This is a genomic window from Pontibacter mangrovi (assembly GCF_006385705.1).
Classification (GTDB): domain Bacteria; phylum Bacteroidota; class Bacteroidia; order Cytophagales; family Hymenobacteraceae; genus Pontibacter; species Pontibacter mangrovi.
Map to the genome: position 1 here is coordinate 59,970 of NZ_VFRQ01000016.1, position 18,872 is coordinate 78,841.

The following is an 18,872-nucleotide window of genomic DNA, read 5'->3' on the forward strand; positions in this document are numbered from 1 at the left end:
CCCCCACCTTACTAAGTTGAGCTTTCCTGTAAAAGAAGAATCAAAGGCTATATACATTATACTTTAAGGCTATTCCACAGGCCGTCCATACTTATCTTTCTTTGTAAAGGCGGCCTCATTGAAATTTACATCGAAGAAGTTGAAGCCAATGTTAATGGTAAAAGGCTCCTGCCCTTGCAGATAGAAAGTATAGAATTGCCCGTCTGTTTCTATGGATTTAATATGTTCTTTGTCGGCATACTTCTTTGCTCCGCGAGGAACCCACAAGTAGTTTTCTCTAAAGTGCATGCTGAACCTGGGCTTATACTTTCCTAAACTTCTTTGCCCCTGGCGCAGGTAGTTCCACAAAAGAAACCCCTCCGACTGTGTCAGTTCCAGCGTTTTATCTCCCTTGGCAAAGGTCAGAAAGTGATGTTTTAAGTAAACTGGCAACTCCTCTTCCTTAAGCTTATTGAGATTTATACTTTGATAGAGGTAGCGCAGAGGTACATGTGCCCATATTAACTCCACAGGACCTGCATTCCCATAATCACTGACGGTCTTGAAGATCTTCCCATCTTTTAGAAAGGTCACGGAAACTTTTTCCAGATCAGTTGCCGCTTCAGAGAACTCTGCAGAAATCGTATCTATACCGGCCTTTCGGTAGTTATCCTGCAACTGTTTGTATACATCCTGGGTGATCGTGCCGGTATAAAACCCTTCGCTTGTAGTAAATTCCTCACCAAAGAAAACGACCTGCCCATCGGCCGTGATAAGGGTATTGGAGATAGGGCATGTGCCGAAACAGCCTGAAGTTGACAGCACAATAGCATCGAGGGTTGGTGCTTCCTTTAGATTGTATTTGACTCTCCTATAGTTATTAACTCCCCGTTTCTCTTTAAATGATAAGGTATCTTTGGTTAGCCGTGCAATAGGAAAATGAGCCCAAACTGAGTCATAAGGCATGAATATCAGAAGCGAATCACCAGCGATTTTATATTTTGTTTTGCTTCCCAGGAAATAGAATTGCCTATTATCCCATTCATCTTCGCCAACTACAGTTCTTCTGTAGTACCCTTGCTTTGAATCCACCTCACCATTGGGATAAAAGGAATACCCTCTTTCAATTAAGATGCTACGAAATGGATTACGATCATAAGACTCTACATTTTCTGTGTTGCTCACAAAACCAGCCGGCACCCAATCCCCAATCAGCTGCTCCTGCAACTGCCTCTCCTGCGCTGTTGGCTCCTCCTTTTTGGCATGGCAGGCCATTATCAGGAAAGGCAAGAAGTATAAAAGGAAGTTTTTCACAAGTATGCAGAGGCTTTGTTTTTAAAGCAAAAGTGTAGTCACAAGCGGACGCTTGCGCCATGAGTGCCAGAAGTTACGGACAAGTATTAAACTTATACCTAACTACACATCCACCGAATCATACACAATCACCTTCGACCACAGGTGCGAGTAGTTCTCCACAAACTTCAGGTGAATAGGGTGCTTCTGGTATACTTCCTGCTCGTCCAGGTTATCAAAAAACAGCAGCCACGACACCGCATAGCCCCGCTCGATCACATCGCGGTTGGTGCTGGCCGGTTGCCCGATGCGCGCCAGGCGTATCTCCTTTATCTTCTTCAGGGTTTGCAGTCCTTCAATCAGTTTGGCTTTGTCTGCTTCGGAGTCCGGGTTGTGGAGCCAAAAGTATACATGGTGCACAAAATTGCCTTTCGGCTTTTTAAAGGCACTGCCCAGCAAAGGCAAGGCAGCCAGCGCACCGGCAACCGACAGTATAGTACCTGCCCCAAGGAAGGATCTTCTGGATTGTTTTTTCATATCGCTTTATCTTAATGGCTACTTATTCTACCGTTTATAATTGTCCCTAGCCACGGCCTTACCACGCAAGTAAAGCTGGCCCGGAGCCTATGGGTTCAGGGTATGGCTAAAACCTTGCTACGCTTACCTAATAGCTGCGTACCTACTAAAGCATAAATACAAGTACGATGAGCATGCAAAACCCACACACCTATCTGCTTCCCCCGCACGGCAACATCCCCAATAACCAGCAGCTACCGGTGCTGGTATACCCGCAGGCATTGCAGGCCAGCGATAACTTGACCAGCGCTTTTAAAGACGCTTTTGCCCGAAACAACTGGCGCGGCAGCTGGGTAAACGGTGTTTTTTCCTATCATCACTACCACAGCCACTCGCACGAAGCACTTGGCGTGGCAGCCGGTTCAGCCATACTTATGCTGGGTGGACCGGGCGGCATGACCTGCCAAGTAAACGCTGGCGACCTGCTGGTACTACCCGCGGGCACCGGCCACTGCCTGCAAGCAGCCTCTTCCGGCTTTAAAGTGGTGGGCGCCTACCCGGCAGGCCAGGAAGCCTATGACATCTGCACCGAAGCCGACGATGTGGAAGCCAAGCGCAGTAACATTGCCCGCGTGCCCATGCCTAAAACCGACCCGGTGGCCGGAAAAGACGGGCCGCTGTTGCAGCACTGGGACCAGGCTTAATACATCGCGGGCTGTCCCTTTTTCGGGAGCGATGCCCGGATAAACTCGCGCAGATCTTCGTTGCCTTTTACCAGATCCTCTTTTCGCAAATACATCATGTGCCCGCTGCGGTACCCTTTCCAGTTCAGGCGGTCTTTCAACCTGCCGCTTGGGTCCAGCTGCCACATGCTATACTTGGCATTAAAGTAATCGCAGGCGCCGTCGTAGTAGCCGGACTGGATCATAACGTGCAGGTAAGGATTCTGGGCCATGGCCTGGCGCAGGTTTTCACCCGTATGGTCGTTGTCGCTGTTCCACGGATGCACCGGGCCGAACATGTTATACTTCACATCAGTCTTATACTTTAGCTCATCGCGCAGGTACATGTTGATGGCAGGCGTAAAGGCATGCAGCCATGCGGTAAGCTCCGCGTTAAAATCAGGGCGCACCCCAGCCGCTTGCCTATCGATGCCTTTATAGCGTGAGTCGAGCCGGCCCACGGTATACCCTTGCTGGCGCAGCAGCTCTTTCCAAAAGAAATTAAGAGGCACATCGAGGTTGTGCTGCAGCACACTCTCTTCCGAGATGCCGGCATAGCGCGCCATGGTAGCTGCCACCTGTTTTTTCTGCGCCTCCTCTATAAAGCCACCCTTCGACATGGCCGGGATCAGCTCGTTTAGGGTAAAGGCCTCTACCTCGGGCAATACGTCCGCCAGGTCTTTCTGCTGCAGGTCCGCTGGCAGCTGCTGGTGGTACCAGGCCGTGGCCGCATAGTATGGCAGGCGCAGGGCTGCCTCCACCGGGCCGCTCCTGTCGATGCCCAGGTCTGTGGGCGACACCAGCACCACCCCGTTCAGGTACATCCATTGGGCATTCTGCAGCTCCAGCGCCAGCCCTGACACGCGGGTCGTGCCGTAGCTCTCCCCGATCAGGTACTTTGGTGAGGCCCAGCGGCCTTTGCGCGTCACAAAGGTGTTAAGCCACTCGGCCAAGTACTTCACGTCGGCATTCACACCAAAAAACGTTTCCTTTAGCTTGTCTTTGTCCACCCCGTCGGCCATGCGCGAGTAGCCTGTGTTCACAGGGTTCACAAACACAATATCTGCTATGTCCAGGATGGACTCGGGGTTTTCGCGGTAGCCGTAGGGCTGCACGGGATAGCCCTCCTCGTCGATATTGAGCAGGCGCGGACCGGTATAGGCAATATGCATCCATACCGAGGCAGACCCAGGGCCGCCGTTAAAAGAGATAACGAGCGGGCGCGAAGCACGGTCTTTTACATCAGATCGTTCATAATACGTATAGAAAAGTCCGGCGATTACCTTGCCGTCTTCATCCCAGACCGGCTGCGTGCCCGTGGTGGCTGCGTAAGGCACCCGCTGCCCTTTAATCGTTACCTGGTGTTTGGTCGTGACCGTGGAGTCAGGGGCAAGGGTGCGGCGCTGTGCCGCGGCTGGAAGCACTACGATGGCTAGAAACAGGCACAAGGCCAGGAGCTTTCTCATTTTCAAAAGGGGTATACTATAGACGCAAAAAATATCTGCCTTGCCAGAAAAGGCAGCCAGAAGCTACAATATAGCAAAAATAGGATAAATGCCCGTGTAATTTAATGCAGTTGAAGGCGGGGCGTAGCACCCGCTGTCATGCTCCTGCCTCTGCCAGCCTTCCATGAGTCCTTCGCCACACAATTGATTATTTCCAAAACATTTAACAACTTCCTTCCAAATTATAAACGAGCTTCCTTTCAAACACAGATGCTAACACTCCAAAACTTCGAGCAACAGGTGAACCCGACTATTCTGGAACGGGGAAAACAGTATTACAAGCAACTGGCGGTAATCTGGTTAGAGGAAAGTGAAGAAAACGTTTGGGAAGCGGAAGTTGAAGGCACTGAGCCGTATGAAGTATCCGTCACCTTGGCAGATAGCGGGGAGATTACTTCTTTTGCCTGTAACTGCCCCTATGACGGGGACATGTGCAAGCACATCGTAGCCGTACTGCTTACCCTGCAGGATACCTTCAGGAAGAAAGAAAAAAAAGGCAGCAAAACACGGCAGAAGAAGGTTAAAAACGATAGCATGGAGCATCTCCTGCAGGCTACCACGTTAGAGGAGCTGCAGCATTTCCTGCGCCATTATGCTGCCATACACAAAGATTTTAAAACCGATTTTGAGCTGCACTTTGCCGACAAGGATGACCGGATAGACGTGGCTGAAAAGTATAAAGAGCTATTTAAAAAACTCCTCCGAAAATACAGCGACAGGGGCTATATCGACTACCGGACATCCTTTCGCTTCACCAATGAGATGGACCAGCAGCTGGGGCACGCCCAGGACCTGGTAACCAGGCATAATTTCCGGGATGCCTTTGCCTTGGCCACAGCCGCCCTGGAGGTTATGATGGAGGCCGTACAGTACAGCGACGATTCTGCCGGCAACATTGGCTCGACGCTTTACAGCATCGGGGAGCTTTTGGACCAAATCGCCCACGCCGGGCGGGCGGCCCTCGAACTCAAGGAGCAGCTGCTTGCCTACCTGGAGAAGGCGCTGAAAGATCGCGTCTACTTTGAATTTGGCGACATTGGCTATATGCTGTTTGACATATACCACGACCTGGCTTTGCAGCTAAGCAAAACTGACACCTACCTGCACTTTATTGACACCCTGATTGCCGGGAGCGCCGGGCCCTATAACGACTATGACAAAGAGTTCTTCCTGCAACACAAGATGGCGTTTTTAGAGGCGATCGGCAGGAAGCAGGAAGCGGCTGACCTGATCTGGGAAAACATCGATGTAGTGGGGATCCGGCAGAGCCAGGTAGCCAAAGCCCTTCAGAACAAAGACTATGAAGCGGCCAAAAGCCTGATAAAGGAAGGCATCAGGGTAGCCGAAAGCAAAGATCACCCGGGCACCGTACATCAATGGGAAACGCAGCTCCTGGAACTGGCCGTACTGGAGAAAGACATTCCGACGATACGCCTCTACACCCGGCAATTTGCCTTCTCAAACTGGTTCCACAGGGACTATTACAAGCAATGGAAAGCTACGTATCCGGCAGAAGAATGGCAGGCTGTGATAGAGAATTACATCCAGGAAACGATAGAAGAAATTACCCGAAACTGGAAAAAGCAAAAGAACAACTACTGGCGCCCGGACTATCCGCCCTTACTGGAAAAGCTGGCGCCAATTTATACACAAGAGCAGTACTGGGACAGGCTACTGGAGCTGGTGCAAAAGGAGAACAAGCTGGGAACAACCTTAGGCTACCACGCCTATTTAGCCAAGCGCTTCCCTACCGAGTACCTGGCCTTATACCTGCCAGCCTTTGAGCAGTATGGGCAGGAGGCAAACGGGCGCAGCGAGTACGCCACCTTGGCGCGCTATATGAAAAAAGCAATGCAGGATATCCCCCAGGGGAAGGAGCAAATCCAGCATATTGCCCGCAGCCTGATGGCACAGTTCCCACGTCGGCCTGCTATGCAAGAGGAGTTGCGCAAAGTATTATAGCGGGCGCCTGCCTTGCCCTGGATACCCTCTGAGAGCTTGTTGGCAGATGAGGAAACAAAACCGCGCCCATTGTTGCAGTTGTGGAGATGCAGGTTTCCGCATTGGATGTGGCACACCAGCTAAAACAAATCAGCACGTACAGGATATACAACAAGCACCGCAACTACCTGAAAAAGCACTTCTGGAAAGAAAATACACTGGGGTCTGATGGCTACTTCGTCTGTTCAACGGGTAAGGCAAGCACCGAAACGATCCAAAAGTACAGTGAAGAACAGGGCAAACCTGAGCGTGGTAGTGTTCGCTTACATCCCATACCCTAAAGGGATAGGGGTTTTACACTCAAAATGATAAAAAAAGGAGCTGCTATACGCGCTGTTGATTGGTTCTTGCAGTAACGCCCAGGGTAATTGTGCAACATGCTGTTGCGTAAATATAAATCCAAAACAAGTAGGAGAAATTTGCCGGCTCCCACGAAGCGGCAAAGCGTGCCGGCATGATCTACTCCTTCCTGGCCATCTGCAAGAAGCATGAGGTCAATCCGTACCAGTGGCTCAGGCACACCCTGGAGAACACCATGTCCATCAACCACAAAAATCTAAAAGACCTCTACCCGCAGAACTTCAAGGAAAAATCAAACCTGTAGTTCATAGGGCGGATACCTTGTACCGGGCCAATTGCTTGTATTCATACAGTGAGTGTGACCAGTGCTATTGTTGCTACTGCCCTTATGTGGCATAAATTTGCCATCTTTGTATAAAGCTACACCATGGGAGAATATACAACTGCGGCAGATGATAACCTATTGGGCATAAGCGACAAGGCACAGCTCAATGAACTGGAGGCGAAAGGGGTCCTGAGGGCAGAAGAGTTTATGCTAGACCTGGACTTTCCAGTCAAAATCTCCACCAGCCTCATTTTAGATATCCACAGAACTGCATTCGGTGAAATTTATGAGTGGGCGGGAAAGTGGCGGAATAAGGATCTTCAGGTAGGATTCTATACGCCACCAAAATTCTTTGATGTCCCCCGCCTAATGTCAGAATTTATCTATGACCTCAATTACCGGTTACAGAACCTAAATAGCAATGACACAAATGCATTGGTGAAAGAGCTGGCCTGGGCCCATCACAGGACGGTGCACATACACCCGTTTGTGAACGGAAATGGCCGCTCGGCGCGTCTGATCACAGACCTACTGGCCTACATGCATGGCTATCAGAGTGTGGAGCTGTACCAACGGGAAGGGGACGGGAGAAAAAAATATCTGCAAGCCGTGAAGCTTGCAGATACATATGATTTCTCAGAATTGGAGCAGATGATTAGGGCGCAGCTTAAGCCTTTGTAAGCTGCCTCTCCTGCTTCACCTCAGTGTATAGCTTCTCCAGGCGGTCCTTGCTCACGCCTTGATTCTCCAGCATCATAGAGCCGTGCACCGACTTTACTACCATCGAGCGCACGAATGCCTCATCCTTCAGCTTTGGGTAACGGTCTCTTAGTTTCATGGTCTTTCCTTTAATAAAGTGATCATAGCGAATGCTGCTACAACTCAAATAGTTGTCATCAATGACGTTAGCAAAGATAGTTATTTGTACACTACAAGCAATACCAGTACCAATAATAACAACAACGATCATACATACGATAATTCCCATTCAAAAGATAGAGCTAAAGAATGTAGTACTCCCCCTTTGCAGGAACACTGGTTATTACTGCTAAGTTGATTTCCTTTCCTTTTTCCCTTTTTCCACTGCTTTTACAGCCGGGGATTAGGTTTTGAGTCAAAGCTTCCGACCAGGGGGAGGAATTTACTCTTTATTGATCAAGGAAAAGACGTGCTAACCATGGCACCGGCATAAAAGGCTCCGGCCACCATTCCCTATTGGCCTCCTTCCATCTCAAAAGCGGTGCAGGAGGGGGTAGTCTGCGAAATGCCAGTCTATTTGCGCGGGCGCCCCTATTCCCATTATCAGGATTTCTTCCGCAGCAGGATACAGCCGATTTTCTCCGGATGGTCCTGCACCAGGTCTGTTTTTCGGGCGCGGCGCAGCATCCACAGCACCAGCAGATCGCCGGAGGCTGCCAGCGAGAAGATCAGCCCAAAGAGGAAAAGCAGCAGCTGACCGGTAGCCAGGCCTGCCAGCGCCGGCAGCAGACCCATCACCAAACCGGGCATCATGCCGCCCAGCAGGTATGGCCGCAGCGGCAGCACCTCGCCACAGTGGCAATAGGGCGTCAGGTAGCGCCAGTGCACCCCATACGTGATGGACTTCAGCCCCTGCTGGCAGAAAACAGCCCATGTAAGCCCATGCAGCAGCTCGTGCACCACCGCTCCGGCCACAAATACCAGCAGCATCAGGAAGGGATAAAACAACGTATACACCCCGTGCGTCAGCACAAAGCGCTCCACAGCCGTGAAACTGAGTTGCCCCGGCCAGAGCAGGGTGTAGGGTACCAGGTAGAGCAAGAGCATGGGCAGCATAAACTTCAGCGCCTGCGCATTTGCCTGGGCTGCCGTCAGGGTCACCTCCGTTTTAGTATACTGCCCGCGCTGCATGTTAGCTATTGGGGGAAATGAGCGCCTGCAGGTCGCTAAAACGATTGATTTCCGGCACCTTTGCCTGCACCTTACCAAAGCCATACCTGGCCAGTATAAAAGGCACGCTGGCCTGCTGGCTGGCCTCATAGTCACCTTGCGTATCGCCAATGTACACGGGCTGCTGCAGGTCGTGGCGCTGCACAATGCTTCGGATGTTCTCGCCCTTGGGCAGACGTTGGTCGCCGTAGCAGGCGATGTCGGTAAAGTAATTTTGCAGGTCGTAAAACTGCAGAAAGGTCTCAATGTAGCCGCTCTGGCAGTTGCTCACGATGAACAGGCGATACCTGGTCTGCAGTACCTCCAGGGTTTCCTGCAGCCCCTCGTAGAGTTCCCCGCCCTTTTCCTGCAGGTAGGCCAGTTCCAGCTTGGCGGCCCTTTGCTGCAGTTGCTGGCGCTCCTCGGTGCCCAGCCCCGGAAAAAGCTTATCATAAATCGCATCGTAGGGCATGCCTGCAATGTTTCTAATGTCCTGCTGGCTTAAGGTGAGGTTTAGGAAATCGAACTGCCCGATGGCTGTATTCCAGGCATCGGCGATGGTTTGGGTGGAATCCCACAGGGTGCCGTCCAGGTCAAAGATCAGCCCGTCGTAAGAAGTTGGTAGCATGGGTAAGTTTGTCGGTACAGCCGCAAAGGTACACCTTTCCCCGACTAGCCCCAACTTAGAGGGAGACGCGGCTACTCCAGGGCGTTGTAGTAGTTGATGATGGCCATGAGTTGGTGGGGTTTCTCAAAGCTCAGGTTTCGCTCCCGCACAAACTTTTTCACCTGCCTGGCTTTATCGCCAAACAGCCGGTAGAGGTCCTTGCGCACATTCCGCAAAGTAGCCACCTCGCCGTTAGGCAGCAGCACATAGTACAGAGGCTTGATCAGATTAGCCCACTCGCTGCCCGGGATGTAGTACTCGGACAGCGAGGTGCTGTTCTGCACAAACAGCGGCTCATTGCCCGAAGCGTCTTTTTGCATGTAGGACTCGCGCATCATCAGCCCGTAAGGGCCCTGGGTGAGCTCCTCAAAGAAAGTAGGCTTCTTAAAGCTCGTGTAGCCGCGCCCCATGTTCCAGGGCAGCGAGCGGAAGGTGTAGGGCCTGCCGCTCGGCTCTTCCCGTGCCACGAAGTATTGCACATTTACAGGAGAAAAGCTGCTCTTGGTCCCGTCCTTGTTCAGCACGCTCACCACCTCCTGTGACCGGTAAAAGGTCAGGGGGCCATAAATCGTATCGCCGGAAAGGAGTACAACTTTACCCGATGGCCATTCCTGCACATCGATACTGGGGCGGTACTGCGCCAGGGCGGCAGCCGGCCAGATGCCCAGCAAAAACAGCGGCAGCAAGTGCCAGCGTATGTTGACGATATAATTTTTCATAGTTTTAACGAAACATTTGAGTACAACTTATTCCACTTCACACTGCACCAACCCCTCTTTAAATACTCATAGTCAGCGCCTTACATATTTTGTATGATTTCCAGCCGGAAAAGTTTTATGCTTGGCTAAACTTCTGCCCCCTCAAACTAAAAAAACCTGCACAGGTCGCGCGAAGCTTCCCATGCAGGTTTTAAAATCAAGTATAAACGTATACTTATTTGTTGATTGTCAAGTCTTTCAGAATCATGTGACCGAGCTTGTCGCGCTTGGTTGTCAGGTACTTCTGGTTGTGCTCATTGGGCGCCACCTCTATCGGCACGCGCTCCACTACCTCCAGGCCATAGCCCATCAGGCCGGTGCGCTTACGGGGGTTGTTGGAAATGAGCCGCATCTTGGTTACCCCCAGGTCACGCAGGATCTGGGCGCCTACGCCGTAATCCCGCTCATCCATGCCAAAACCCAGCTCCAGGTTCGCCTCCACCGTATCCAGCCCCTGCTCCTGCAGTTTGTAGGCCTTCAACTTGTTGAGCAGGCCAATACCACGGCCCTCCTGGTTCATGTACACCACCACGCCTTTGCCTTCGCGCTCGATCATGCGCATGGCCTCGTGCAGTTGCGGGCCGCAGTCGCAGCGGCAGGAGCCGAAAATATCACCTGTCACGCAGGAGGAGTGCACGCGCACCATCACCGGCTCTCCTTCCTCCCAGGTGCCTTTTACCAGGGCCAGGTGCTTGGCGCCGTTGCTGCGCTGGGTGAAGGCATACAGGTCAAACACGCCGTAGTCCGTGGGCAGCTGCACCACAATTTCCCGGTCAATCAGGCTTTCTTTCTGCAGGCGGTAGGCAATCAGGTCCTTGATGGAGATCAGTTTCAAATCAAAACGCTCGGCTACCTTCACCAAATCCGGCAGGCGGGCCATGGTGCCGTCCTCGTTCATGATCTCCACCAGCACACCTGCCGGCGCCAAACCAGCCAAGCGCGCCAGATCCACGGAGGCTTCGGTATGACCGGCACGACGCAGGACACCCTCTTTCTTGGCCTTGAGCGGGAAAATATGCCCCGGCTTGCCCAGTGCATGCGGGTCTGTTTCAGGGTCTACCAGCGCATAGATCGTTTTAGCACGGTCAGAAGCAGAGATGCCGGTCGTGCAGCCATGTCCGATCAGGTCTACTGACACGGTAAAGGGCGTGGCGTGCAGGGCCGTGTTACGGCCCACCATCAGCTCCAGTCCCAGCTCCTCGCAGCGCTCCTCGGTCAGGGGAGCGCAGATCAGGCCGCGCCCGTGCGTGGCCATGAAGTTGACGATCTCGGGCGTGATTTTTTCGGCGGCGCACACAAAGTCGCCCTCGTTCTCGCGGTCGTCATCGTCCACCACAATCACGACCTTGCCTTGGCGTATGTCTTCGATGGCAGCCTCGATGCTGTCCAGCGGCCGGATATCACCAGTTGTATTGGTTTCCATACATTTTACTTTATGCCCGCCTGCCTAGGGCAGCAGGGCTAGTTGATCTTTTGTAAAGCGGCACAAAATTAGAAAGATTATACCGCAATCCCCTTATTTTATTGCATAACAGTTTTGGAAGGAGATTAGTTGAGGCAGGCAGGGATTTCAGGCAGCCGCCCCGTGCCAGGCCCCCTCCCTCTCGCTGCAGCGGCTTAAAGCGCGGGATGTTTAGAACACCACGATCCCGAGCATGTCCCCAATCTGCTTGTGCAGCTTTTTGAGGTTCATCACCGCCACCAGGCGATTGAGCTGCTCCTGCGGGTCGGTCACGATCTTGAGCTTGAGCGCCTCCTCGTCAATCATCAGCTTCAGGTACACGAACTTGAGGCGCAGCACGGCGCGCTCGGTTCCGTAGGGCAGCATGTCTGTTTCATGGGGAACAAAGATCTGGTGCGTGGCCCAGTTGGGACTGAGCTCGTAGGGGTCCGACAACAAATGGATGGCCTCGGTGCGGATGGCCTCGTCGGGATAATTGATAAAATCGTCTGCCACGGGCACCACCCCCTGGTTAAGCTTCTCAGTAACCAGCGCCACGAAGCGGGCGTACAGCGGCGAGCGGAACTCAATGTCTTCCAGCTGCTCAAGCATGTATTGGCAGGTGGTCAGGCCCTCGTCCAGCACGCGGTCCGGGTAGTTGAGCAGCATGCGCACGATCTCCCGCTCATAGCGCTGCAGCACGTCGGCATCCGAAGCGGGGGCTTCCTCCTCCTCTTCCGGCATCAGCGGCGCATATTCCGGCTCCGGGCTGCCGGACTTGAACTGCTGCTGTCGCCCCTGCAGGTGCATTTTATTGTACTCCGATATCAGTACCTGCTCATCGATATCGAAAATCAGGCTGCAGCTGCGGAAGAACACCGTGCGCTTGATAGCGTCCGGGATTTTGGCAATCGAGGCCACCACTTCTTTGATCGCCTCTGCCTTTTTGACCGGGTTTCCCGCCGCCTCCTTGGCGTAAAGGCTGGTTTTAAAGGATATAAAATCCTGCGCGTGCTCCTTCAGGTAAGTTTTAAAGGCCGTGTCGCCTACCTTCTGGATATAGGAGTCCGGGTCCTCCCCTTCCGGAAAGGTGACCACGTTCACGTTCAGGCCCAGCTCCAGGATGAGGTCGATGCCGCGCAGGGAGGCTTTGATGCCTGCCGCATCGCCGTCGTAAAGCACGGTGATGTTCTGGGTATAGCGCGAGATGAGCTTGATCTGCCCTTCGGTGAGCGAAGTGCCCGACGAGGCAACCACGTTCTCGATGCCGCCCTGGAAGAGCGAGAGCACGTCCAGGTAACCCTCCACCATATAGCACATGTCCTGCAGGCGCATCGCCTGCTTGGCCTGGAACAAGCCGTAGAGCACATGGCTTTTGTGGTATATGTCAGACTCCGGGGAGTTGAGGTACTTGGGGCTTTTCTTGTCGTTGGACTTCAGCGTTCGGGCACCAAAGCCCACCACGCGACCCGATATGTTGTGGATCGGGAACATCACGCGGCCCCGGAAGCGGTCATACTTCTTGCCCTCTTCCTTCACAATCGTCAGGCCGGTAGCCTCCAGGTACTGCTGCTTGTACCCTGCCTTCAGGGCCGTGTCGGTCAGGTCTGTCCACTCATCCAGACTATAGCCCAGCTCAAATTTCTTGATTGTATTGGCGCTGAGGCCCCGCTGCTTTAAGTAGGATTGGCCGATACTCCCCTGCTCATGGTGGTGCAGGCGCTGCACGTAATGCTTGGCGGCAAAGTCCGACACGATAAACAGGCTGTCGCGCTCGCTCTGCTCCCGGGCATACTCCGGGTCGTGCTGCTCTTCAGGTATCTCGATGCCATACTTCTTGGCCAAATACTTGATCGCCTCAGGAAAGCCCGTGCCCTCAATGTCCATGATGAACTGCACCGAGTTACCCGCCTTTCCGCAGCCAAAGCACTTGTAAATGCCCTTGGCCGGTGAAACAGAGAAAGAAGGCGACTTCTCGTGGTGGAAAGGGCAACAGGCCCACATGTTCTGCCCCTTTTTCTTCAGCGACACAAAATCGCCCACAACCTCTGTGATATCGGCTTGGGCAATGACCTGGTCAACGATTTCTTTTGGGATAAGGGACATGGGCAAAACAAGGAAAGCGGATGACAAAGATACGGGTTCAGGCTGAATAACAAAGGCTCCGGGCTTAGGTACCGACATGCTTCCTTTTTGGAAATATCAAAGACAGGCGCCTTGAGCTGCCCATAGCCGTTGCCATCGGGGTCGGCATCAACTCCGGTCAGGCATTCCCCGACCTAATCGCCCCCGGTGGAAGTACCTGCGCTCATCCCATTGGGGAACGTAACCTTCTGGTTCAGGAAAAAAGGGTACCCCAACGGAAAAGTACCGGCACTGCATCAGGTGTGCGTTGGTCGTGTCCCGATCAGCCCCACTTCTTTTACTAGGTCTAGAAGGAAACCTGCAGCAGCGTCCTGTCTTATTCATCCTATTGCCGGAACTGCAGTGGAGCTCCTGAATGTAGGCACTCTCAAACTTTTTTTGGCAGCGGGGTGCTTAGTCTGGCAGTAACTCACAAAGGCATGCTGCCCCCATGCTCCAGTCCCCCAAGGGGGTTTGCCATGGCGTCTTCACTTATGGCTTTTGGACCTGTTCGCTGCCTTGCTCCAGATGGTTTTAAGTCAGTGGACGTATTTCCTTTAATGGGCGACAGCATGATGGGCAGCTTCACGGAAAGTCCTGTTTGGCTGTTATGGAAAAGCCTGTGTCTGCCTTCTTCAAAAAAGCCGCCCTACGCCAGCGTATGGGGAAGAGAGGCGGGTATTTGCCATCCCCCTGTATATGCACAGAGGAAGGCTTGCGCTTCTCGGGCGGTGCCAGGTGTATGCGAATGCAAGGCGGTGGGCCGGGGATGCTTTGGCTTTGTGCGGATGCAAAGCGCTTACCGGCAGCCCAGGGGGGCGCCTAGCACACACCATAGGCGGGACAGAACGCATTTGGGTAGCATTTGGCCACCCCGAATACAGGTCAGCGACAAAGGTAAGCGCCTGCGCCTGCCTTCATCTTGGGACAAGCGCTAAAAAATAATAGAACCTTTCTTGTCTTAGCCTAAACTTTGCCGGCTGAATTTGTTATCTTAATTTCTTTAAGCAGACCTGACTTCCATCAAGGCGTACAGGTCTTATCCTGCTTTTACAATATAGGGCTGGAAACAGAGTCCTGTCCTGGGACAAAAGAACCAAACCATAACTAATGGGATCTTATTATGAAGACATTAGAGCCAGCCGGAAATAACTCCAACCGCTTTTTTCTCTCCATCCTGGAAAATAGCACAGACTTGATTTCTATTATTGACCCGGACGGAAACTACCGCTTTGTCACCGGTGCGGTCATGCCGCTGCTGGGCTACATGCCCGAGGAAATAGTCGGGACAGATGCCTTTGGTTACATCCACCCTGATGATCAGGTTATCCTTGCAGCCTTCCTCAAGACAGCTGTACAGCACCGGGTTTCACTTTTGCCTCCGTTCCGGCATAGGGTTAAAGACGGCACTTACCAGTGGATAGAATGCAGTGTCGTAAACATGGTGTCCAATGCCGAGATCCAGGGCTATGTCACCAATTCCCGGATCATCACCCAGCAGGTGCAGGAGGCAGAGAAGAAAAAAAAGAGTCAGGCCCATTATGAGTCCTTGTTTTATAACCATCCGGACGCTGTGTTCGAGCTGAACCGGGAAGGGGTATTCATCCGGGTAAACAAATCCGTTGCAAAAGTTTTGGAATACCCCGAGGATGAGATAATCGGGTCCCATTTCGGCCGGTTTGTCCACCAGGACTTTATGCCCGCCGCTACAAATGCCTTTGTCAACACCTTGCAGGGGAAACCTGGGTATCTGGAGCTAAGCATTGTGCGCGGAAGCGGGCAGGTCGGCCTGCTCGGCATCACCGTGTTCCCGGTCGTCATCGCCGATGAAGTCGTTAGCCTGCAGGGAATCGGCAAGGACATTACCCTCCAGAGGAGAATGGAGGAATCTCACCACGAGCAGTCTGAAATCCTCCACAGTATCATGGAGCGTATTGCAGAATCATTCTATTTCCTGGACCATGGCTGGCGCTATACCTATGTAAATGAATATTATGCTTCCTATATGGGCAAGCCCAAAGATGAACTTTTGGGCAAGGTCATCTGGGATTTATTTCCACAAGCCAGGGCCACCCGGTTTCACCAGGAGTGCCTGCGGATAGCCCAGACAGGTTTACCCGCCAGTTTCGAGGAAATGGTGCCTTACAGGGATAACTCCATTATTAACTTTCAGCTGTTCCCGACGGCAAGAGGCATCGCCGTGCATTTTGTCGATGTGACGGAGCGGCGTATGGAACAGGATAGGCTGGAAAAACTGGCACTGGTGGCCAGCAGCTCCACGACCAGCGTGATGATCAAAGATGCCCAAAGAAGGATAGAATGGGTAAACAATGCCTTTGAGCACGCCACGGGCTATACTTTACAAGACTGCTATGGGCAGATCAACCCCGAGTTCCTGGCGGGTCCGCAAACCGATGAGCGTACCGTAAAGCGCATGATCCGGAAAATGGAAGCCGGGAAGCCATTCCAGGGGGAAATACTCAGTTATACGAAGTACGGGCGCAAAATATGGTTTTTTATGCAGACGACCCCTGTTTTCGATTACCATGGGAAGGTTAGCAAGTTCGTCTCCATCCGCACTGACATTACCGAACGTAAAGAGCGGGAAGAAGAGCTGGTACAGGTCACGCGTGACCTGTACCACCAGAACCAGGACCTGAAACAGTTTAGCTACATGGTGTCACATAACCTGCGGGCACCCGCGGCCAATTTACTCGGGCTTTCCAACCTGCTGGGACTCGTGGAAAAGGACCCGCACCTGTTCCATCAGACCATGAAACGGGTGCAAGAGTCTGCAAACCAGCTCGACAATGTTATCCGGGACATGAACCAAATCCTCTCGGTGCGGGAGCGGGGCCCGGATCTTCTCAAGGAGGAAGTGGATGTACAGCTCCTGCTCGAGGAGCTGTTCGCCAGCTTACGCTTTTCTGCCCACGGCTTCAAATATGAGGTGGTAGCCGTGGGCACCGATCGCTTCAGGGTGTACGCCAACAGGGTATACCTGTATGAGGCGCTCAAAAACATCCTGTCCAACAGTATCAAATTCCGTAAGGACACCGTGCCCCTGTGGGTGCGAGTCAGGCTCACGAAAAACCATAAGAAAACGGAGCTCCAACTCCAGGACAACGGCATTGGCTTGGACGTAGCGGCAGTCAAGCATGACCTTTTTCGCCTGTATAAGAAGTTTCACAAAGGGTATGAGGGACGAGGACTGGGCCTGTTTCTGGCAAAGACATACCTGGATGCCATCGGCGGACATATTCGGCTGGAGGCGAAGGTAGGCAAAGGCACCCTGGTGACCATAAAATTTTCAGGCCAAGCAAGTGAAAGTGTATCCGACGGATGATGCCCAGGCATCTTTTTATCTGTCTCATATTGCCTCCGTCTTTTTCCTCAGAGCACCTGCACCAGCTTGCACAGTGCCGAGTTGGCCCAGGGCTTGGCCAGCACTTTTTACGAGAAACGTCAAAGAAAGCCCTTGCACCTGGGGCTTTAGCCGTGGGATGAATTTGACTTTCTTTTGAACCACTCCATGTGGTGAAAAAGAAACCACCGAATCTCGAAGGAACTGGTTCAAAACGCTAAATACACGAACAGAGCGATCGTGCTTGAAGACCTTTCAGGCATACGCAAAGGGACTAAGGTTAAGAAAGCGCAGCGAGCCAAGCGCAGTTCCTGGGGGTTCTACGAGCTTCGCTCGTTCCTCCACTACAAGGCAAAGAAGCAGGGTGTTTCCCTTATCCTTATCAATCCAGCCTACACGTCCAGAACGTGTTCAGAGTGTGGGTGCAGTGACAAGGCTAACAGGAAGAGCCAGTCTGATTTCGTTTGCAAGGACTGTGGGCACAGCGAGAACGCTGACTACAACGCAGCGAAAAACATAAGACATTTAGGGCTGTTGTCAACCCAGCCTATGGTTTCCGCAAGGGCAGTTGCCTAGGCCAGAAACAAGCCCACCTCATGCAGACGTGAGTAGTTGACCACATCCAGCGTTAAGTCGCAATAATACGTTGGCTCCTTGGGTTTCATCAGTCATGGCTGTGGATAGGGAAGGTAGGCACAAAAACGGCTGCTACCTACTGTCTACGAAAATAAATGCCAAGCGTCCAGCGGGACCTTGGCCTCTTCCGACGCTTGCCCCCGGGGCGTGCAGGACGGCGCCAGGTTGTTTTTCTATTATCGTGCCCTGACCACAATCCGCAGCCGCTCCCATACCCCTGCCTGGTCTCATAGCGGGTGCCTACTCCATCCCTTGCGCCATGGTCCTGCTGACAAAAAAACCGCCAACATGCAGCGTGCCTCGTTAGCCGCGCTTGCCCCCGGCCAGACCAGCCCCGTCCTGGGCAAAGAAACCAGCTGCTATCGTCCAATTCCCTGATTTTATTGAGGAATCCCATGTATTTTCCAGGAATACCTGCCTTTGGGTGGCCATGGCGGAACCCTGTCCAGGTGCAGGAAGTAAGCACAGGAGAATGTCCGATACCATACACCAGCTACAAGCGCTTATGATACGTGCAGCGGCCTCCCTGCTCGCCCTGCCTGCGCCACACTTTTACCGAAACTGCCATGATTCTGTTTGATAACAGCATTATCACCATAAGCTACGACCCTGTCACCGATCTGCTCGAGGCAGCTTACCCGGACCTGCATGCGTCCCACCTCTCCGAAATCACTTTTTACATGGATAAGCTGGTGGAAACAGTCAAGCACTATGATATCAAGCGGGTCTTGCTGAACTCCAGCTCCACGCACGTCTTCGTGAGCGGCCCGGCAAGCCAGCAGGTGGCCGCCTACCTGGCCGCGGGGCTGGCGCAGACCAGGGTCCGGCGCGTGGCCAGGGTCTCTTCCCCAAACGAAGCGGTAGAGGAGATAGCCCAGGCCAACCTGGAGTACATCCGCCAGGCTCTGTCCCTGCCCTTTGCCTTAAAGAGCTTCACTGACAGCAAGCAGGCCACCAAGTGGCTCTTGGAGGAGCCTTGAAAAAGGCTTAAACCGGCAGTGGCGACACCCCGCCTATTTAAACGGGCAAGCACACCGACAGCGCACGCCGGAGCCATGACAGGGCAGATGGATGTGCAGTAATTCCGAACCTGCCCTGCCAGGTTGCGTTACTCCACACAAAGCCCTGGCCTGCTGCTCGCCCCTTTTCAGGCATGACTGCAAAGCTTGTAGAGGTAATTGCTGCATAACCTTCAAACCGGAACCAAACCATGACTGCCGCATTTTTACATCAAAAAATTGCCTCCATCTTCATTGACCAGGTCAGAGAGTATGCCATCTTCGCCATGGACACCGAAGGAGTGATCACGACCTGGAACAAGGGCGCCGAGCGG

Annotated in this window: 16 protein-coding genes and 1 pseudogene; 8 read left to right on the plus strand and 9 right to left on the minus strand. The window is 52.9% G+C overall.

The genetic code is table 11. The features are described from left to right. Positions 1-69: 69 nt before the first annotated feature. Positions 70-1,293 carry a DUF6438 domain-containing protein gene (locus tag FJM65_RS19675; RefSeq protein ID WP_140623807.1) on the minus strand — a complete coding sequence of 408 codons (1,224 nt, stop codon included), beginning with the start codon at positions 1,291-1,293 and terminating at the stop codon, positions 70-72. A 102-nt stretch (positions 1,294-1,395) separates the two neighbouring features. Continuing rightward, a complete protein-coding gene (locus tag FJM65_RS19680) occupies positions 1,396-1,809 on the minus strand; it encodes a Dabb family protein (protein ID WP_140623809.1) in 414 nt (137 codons plus the stop codon). Positions 1,810-1,982: 173 nt separating this feature from the next. Here FJM65_RS19680 and FJM65_RS19685 point away from each other — a divergent pair, with 173 nt between their 5' ends. Next, positions 1,983-2,492, plus strand: coding sequence for a cupin domain-containing protein (locus tag FJM65_RS19685; protein ID WP_140623841.1), 510 nt, complete (start codon positions 1,983-1,985; stop codon positions 2,490-2,492). Here FJM65_RS19685 and FJM65_RS19690 read toward each other — a convergent pair. After that, on the minus strand, positions 2,489-3,976 hold the full coding sequence (locus FJM65_RS19690; RefSeq protein WP_140623811.1) for a S10 family peptidase: 1,488 nt from the start codon (positions 3,974-3,976) through the stop codon (positions 2,489-2,491). The two genes, FJM65_RS19685 and FJM65_RS19690, sit on opposite strands and share 4 nt — an antisense overlap. 249 nt (positions 3,977-4,225) lie before the next feature. On the opposite strand from FJM65_RS19690, the gene FJM65_RS19695 reads away from it, so the two are divergent. From FJM65_RS19695 to FJM65_RS19710, 4 genes and pseudogenes are all read left to right on the plus strand, one after another. Further along, positions 4,226-5,977, plus strand: a complete 1,752-nt coding sequence (locus tag FJM65_RS19695) for an SWIM zinc finger family protein (RefSeq protein ID WP_181163810.1) — start codon at positions 4,226-4,228, stop codon at positions 5,975-5,977. Positions 5,978-6,063: 86 nt separating this feature from the next. Further along, the gene (locus FJM65_RS21780) at positions 6,064-6,297 is read left to right on the plus strand and encodes a transposase (protein ID WP_394348150.1); all 234 of its coding nucleotides are present in this window, start codon (positions 6,064-6,066) and stop codon (positions 6,295-6,297) included. A gap of 137 nt (positions 6,298-6,434) precedes the next feature. Then, positions 6,435-6,620 (plus strand): annotated as a pseudogene (locus FJM65_RS19705) (IS66 family transposase); the annotation flags it as partial. A gap of 123 nt (positions 6,621-6,743) precedes the next feature. Next, on the plus strand, positions 6,744-7,322 hold the full coding sequence (locus FJM65_RS19710) for a Fic/DOC family protein (RefSeq protein WP_140623817.1): 579 nt from the start codon (positions 6,744-6,746) through the stop codon (positions 7,320-7,322). Here the strand turns inward: FJM65_RS19710 and FJM65_RS21410 are convergent. The 6 genes from FJM65_RS21410 to dnaG all read right to left on the minus strand — a co-directional run bounded on the left by FJM65_RS21410 (position 7,309) and on the right by dnaG (position 13,521). Continuing rightward, a complete protein-coding gene (locus FJM65_RS21410; RefSeq protein WP_181163811.1) occupies positions 7,309-7,479 on the minus strand; it encodes a hypothetical protein in 171 nt (56 codons plus the stop codon). The two genes, FJM65_RS19710 and FJM65_RS21410, sit on opposite strands and share 14 nt — an antisense overlap. 464 nt (positions 7,480-7,943) lie before the next feature. Then, the gene (locus tag FJM65_RS19715) at positions 7,944-8,531 is read right to left on the minus strand and encodes a DUF3267 domain-containing protein (protein WP_140623819.1); all 588 of its coding nucleotides are present in this window, start codon (positions 8,529-8,531) and stop codon (positions 7,944-7,946) included. A gap of 1 nt (position 8,532) precedes the next feature. Further along, positions 8,533-9,177, minus strand: a complete 645-nt coding sequence (locus FJM65_RS19720; RefSeq protein WP_140623820.1) for an HAD family hydrolase — start codon at positions 9,175-9,177, stop codon at positions 8,533-8,535. 71 nt (positions 9,178-9,248) lie between these two features. Beyond that, positions 9,249-9,935: a hypothetical protein gene (locus FJM65_RS19725; RefSeq protein WP_140623822.1), complete on the minus strand. Its 687-nt coding sequence runs from the start codon at positions 9,933-9,935 to the stop codon at positions 9,249-9,251. A 214-nt stretch (positions 9,936-10,149) separates the two neighbouring features. Continuing rightward, positions 10,150-11,397 carry a bifunctional 3,4-dihydroxy-2-butanone-4-phosphate synthase/GTP cyclohydrolase II gene (locus FJM65_RS19730; RefSeq protein ID WP_140623824.1) on the minus strand — a complete coding sequence of 416 codons (1,248 nt, stop codon included), beginning with the start codon at positions 11,395-11,397 and terminating at the stop codon, positions 10,150-10,152. A 210-nt stretch (positions 11,398-11,607) separates the two neighbouring features. Further along, entirely contained in the window at positions 11,608-13,521 is a 1,914-nt protein-coding gene (dnaG, locus tag FJM65_RS19735; RefSeq protein WP_140623826.1) for a DNA primase, read from the minus strand. Positions 13,522-14,662: 1,141 nt separating this feature from the next. Here dnaG and FJM65_RS19745 point away from each other — a divergent pair. From FJM65_RS19745 to FJM65_RS19755, 3 genes are all read left to right on the plus strand, one after another. Continuing rightward, positions 14,663-16,885 (plus strand): PAS domain-containing sensor histidine kinase, encoded by a 2,223-nt coding sequence (locus FJM65_RS19745; RefSeq protein ID WP_140623828.1) that lies wholly within the window; start codon positions 14,663-14,665, stop codon positions 16,883-16,885. Positions 16,886-17,095: 210 nt separating this feature from the next. After that, the gene (locus FJM65_RS21785; RefSeq protein ID WP_140623843.1) at positions 17,096-17,479 is read left to right on the plus strand and encodes an RNA-guided endonuclease InsQ/TnpB family protein; all 384 of its coding nucleotides are present in this window, start codon (positions 17,096-17,098) and stop codon (positions 17,477-17,479) included. Between the two features lie 626 nt (positions 17,480-18,105). Next, positions 18,106-18,519, plus strand: coding sequence for a hypothetical protein (locus tag FJM65_RS19755; RefSeq protein WP_140623831.1), 414 nt, complete (start codon positions 18,106-18,108; stop codon positions 18,517-18,519). The last annotated feature ends 353 nt before the right edge of the window (positions 18,520-18,872 follow it).

What these genes read in the sequence shown, in the direction of transcription:
- FJM65_RS19695 (WP_181163810.1), top strand. Translation starts at nt 4,226, where the DNA reads ATGCTAACACTCCAAAACTTCGAGCAACAGGTGAACCCGACTATTCTG.
- dnaG (WP_140623826.1), bottom strand. Translation starts at nt 13,521, where the DNA reads ATGTCCCTTATCCCAAAAGAAATCGTTGACCAGGTCATTGCCCAAGCC.
- FJM65_RS19690 (WP_140623811.1), bottom strand. Translation starts at nt 3,976, where the DNA reads ATGAGAAAGCTCCTGGCCTTGTGCCTGTTTCTAGCCATCGTAGTGCTT.
- FJM65_RS19720 (WP_140623820.1), bottom strand. Translation starts at nt 9,177, where the DNA reads ATGCTACCAACTTCTTACGACGGGCTGATCTTTGACCTGGACGGCACC.
- FJM65_RS19755 (WP_140623831.1), top strand. Translation starts at nt 18,106, where the DNA reads ATGATTCTGTTTGATAACAGCATTATCACCATAAGCTACGACCCTGTC.
- FJM65_RS19725 (WP_140623822.1), bottom strand. Translation starts at nt 9,935, where the DNA reads ATGAAAAATTATATCGTCAACATACGCTGGCACTTGCTGCCGCTGTTT.
- FJM65_RS19730 (WP_140623824.1), bottom strand. Translation starts at nt 11,397, where the DNA reads ATGGAAACCAATACAACTGGTGATATCCGGCCGCTGGACAGCATCGAG.
- FJM65_RS21780 (WP_394348150.1), top strand. Translation starts at nt 6,064, where the DNA reads ATGCAGGTTTCCGCATTGGATGTGGCACACCAGCTAAAACAAATCAGC.
- FJM65_RS19715 (WP_140623819.1), bottom strand. Translation starts at nt 8,531, where the DNA reads ATGCAGCGCGGGCAGTATACTAAAACGGAGGTGACCCTGACGGCAGCC.
- FJM65_RS19680 (WP_140623809.1), bottom strand. Translation starts at nt 1,809, where the DNA reads ATGAAAAAACAATCCAGAAGATCCTTCCTTGGGGCAGGTACTATACTG.
- FJM65_RS19685 (WP_140623841.1), top strand. Translation starts at nt 1,983, where the DNA reads ATGCAAAACCCACACACCTATCTGCTTCCCCCGCACGGCAACATCCCC.
- FJM65_RS19745 (WP_140623828.1), top strand. Translation starts at nt 14,663, where the DNA reads ATGAAGACATTAGAGCCAGCCGGAAATAACTCCAACCGCTTTTTTCTC.
- FJM65_RS19710 (WP_140623817.1), top strand. Translation starts at nt 6,744, where the DNA reads ATGGGAGAATATACAACTGCGGCAGATGATAACCTATTGGGCATAAGC.
- FJM65_RS21410 (WP_181163811.1), bottom strand. Translation starts at nt 7,479, where the DNA reads ATGAAACTAAGAGACCGTTACCCAAAGCTGAAGGATGAGGCATTCGTG.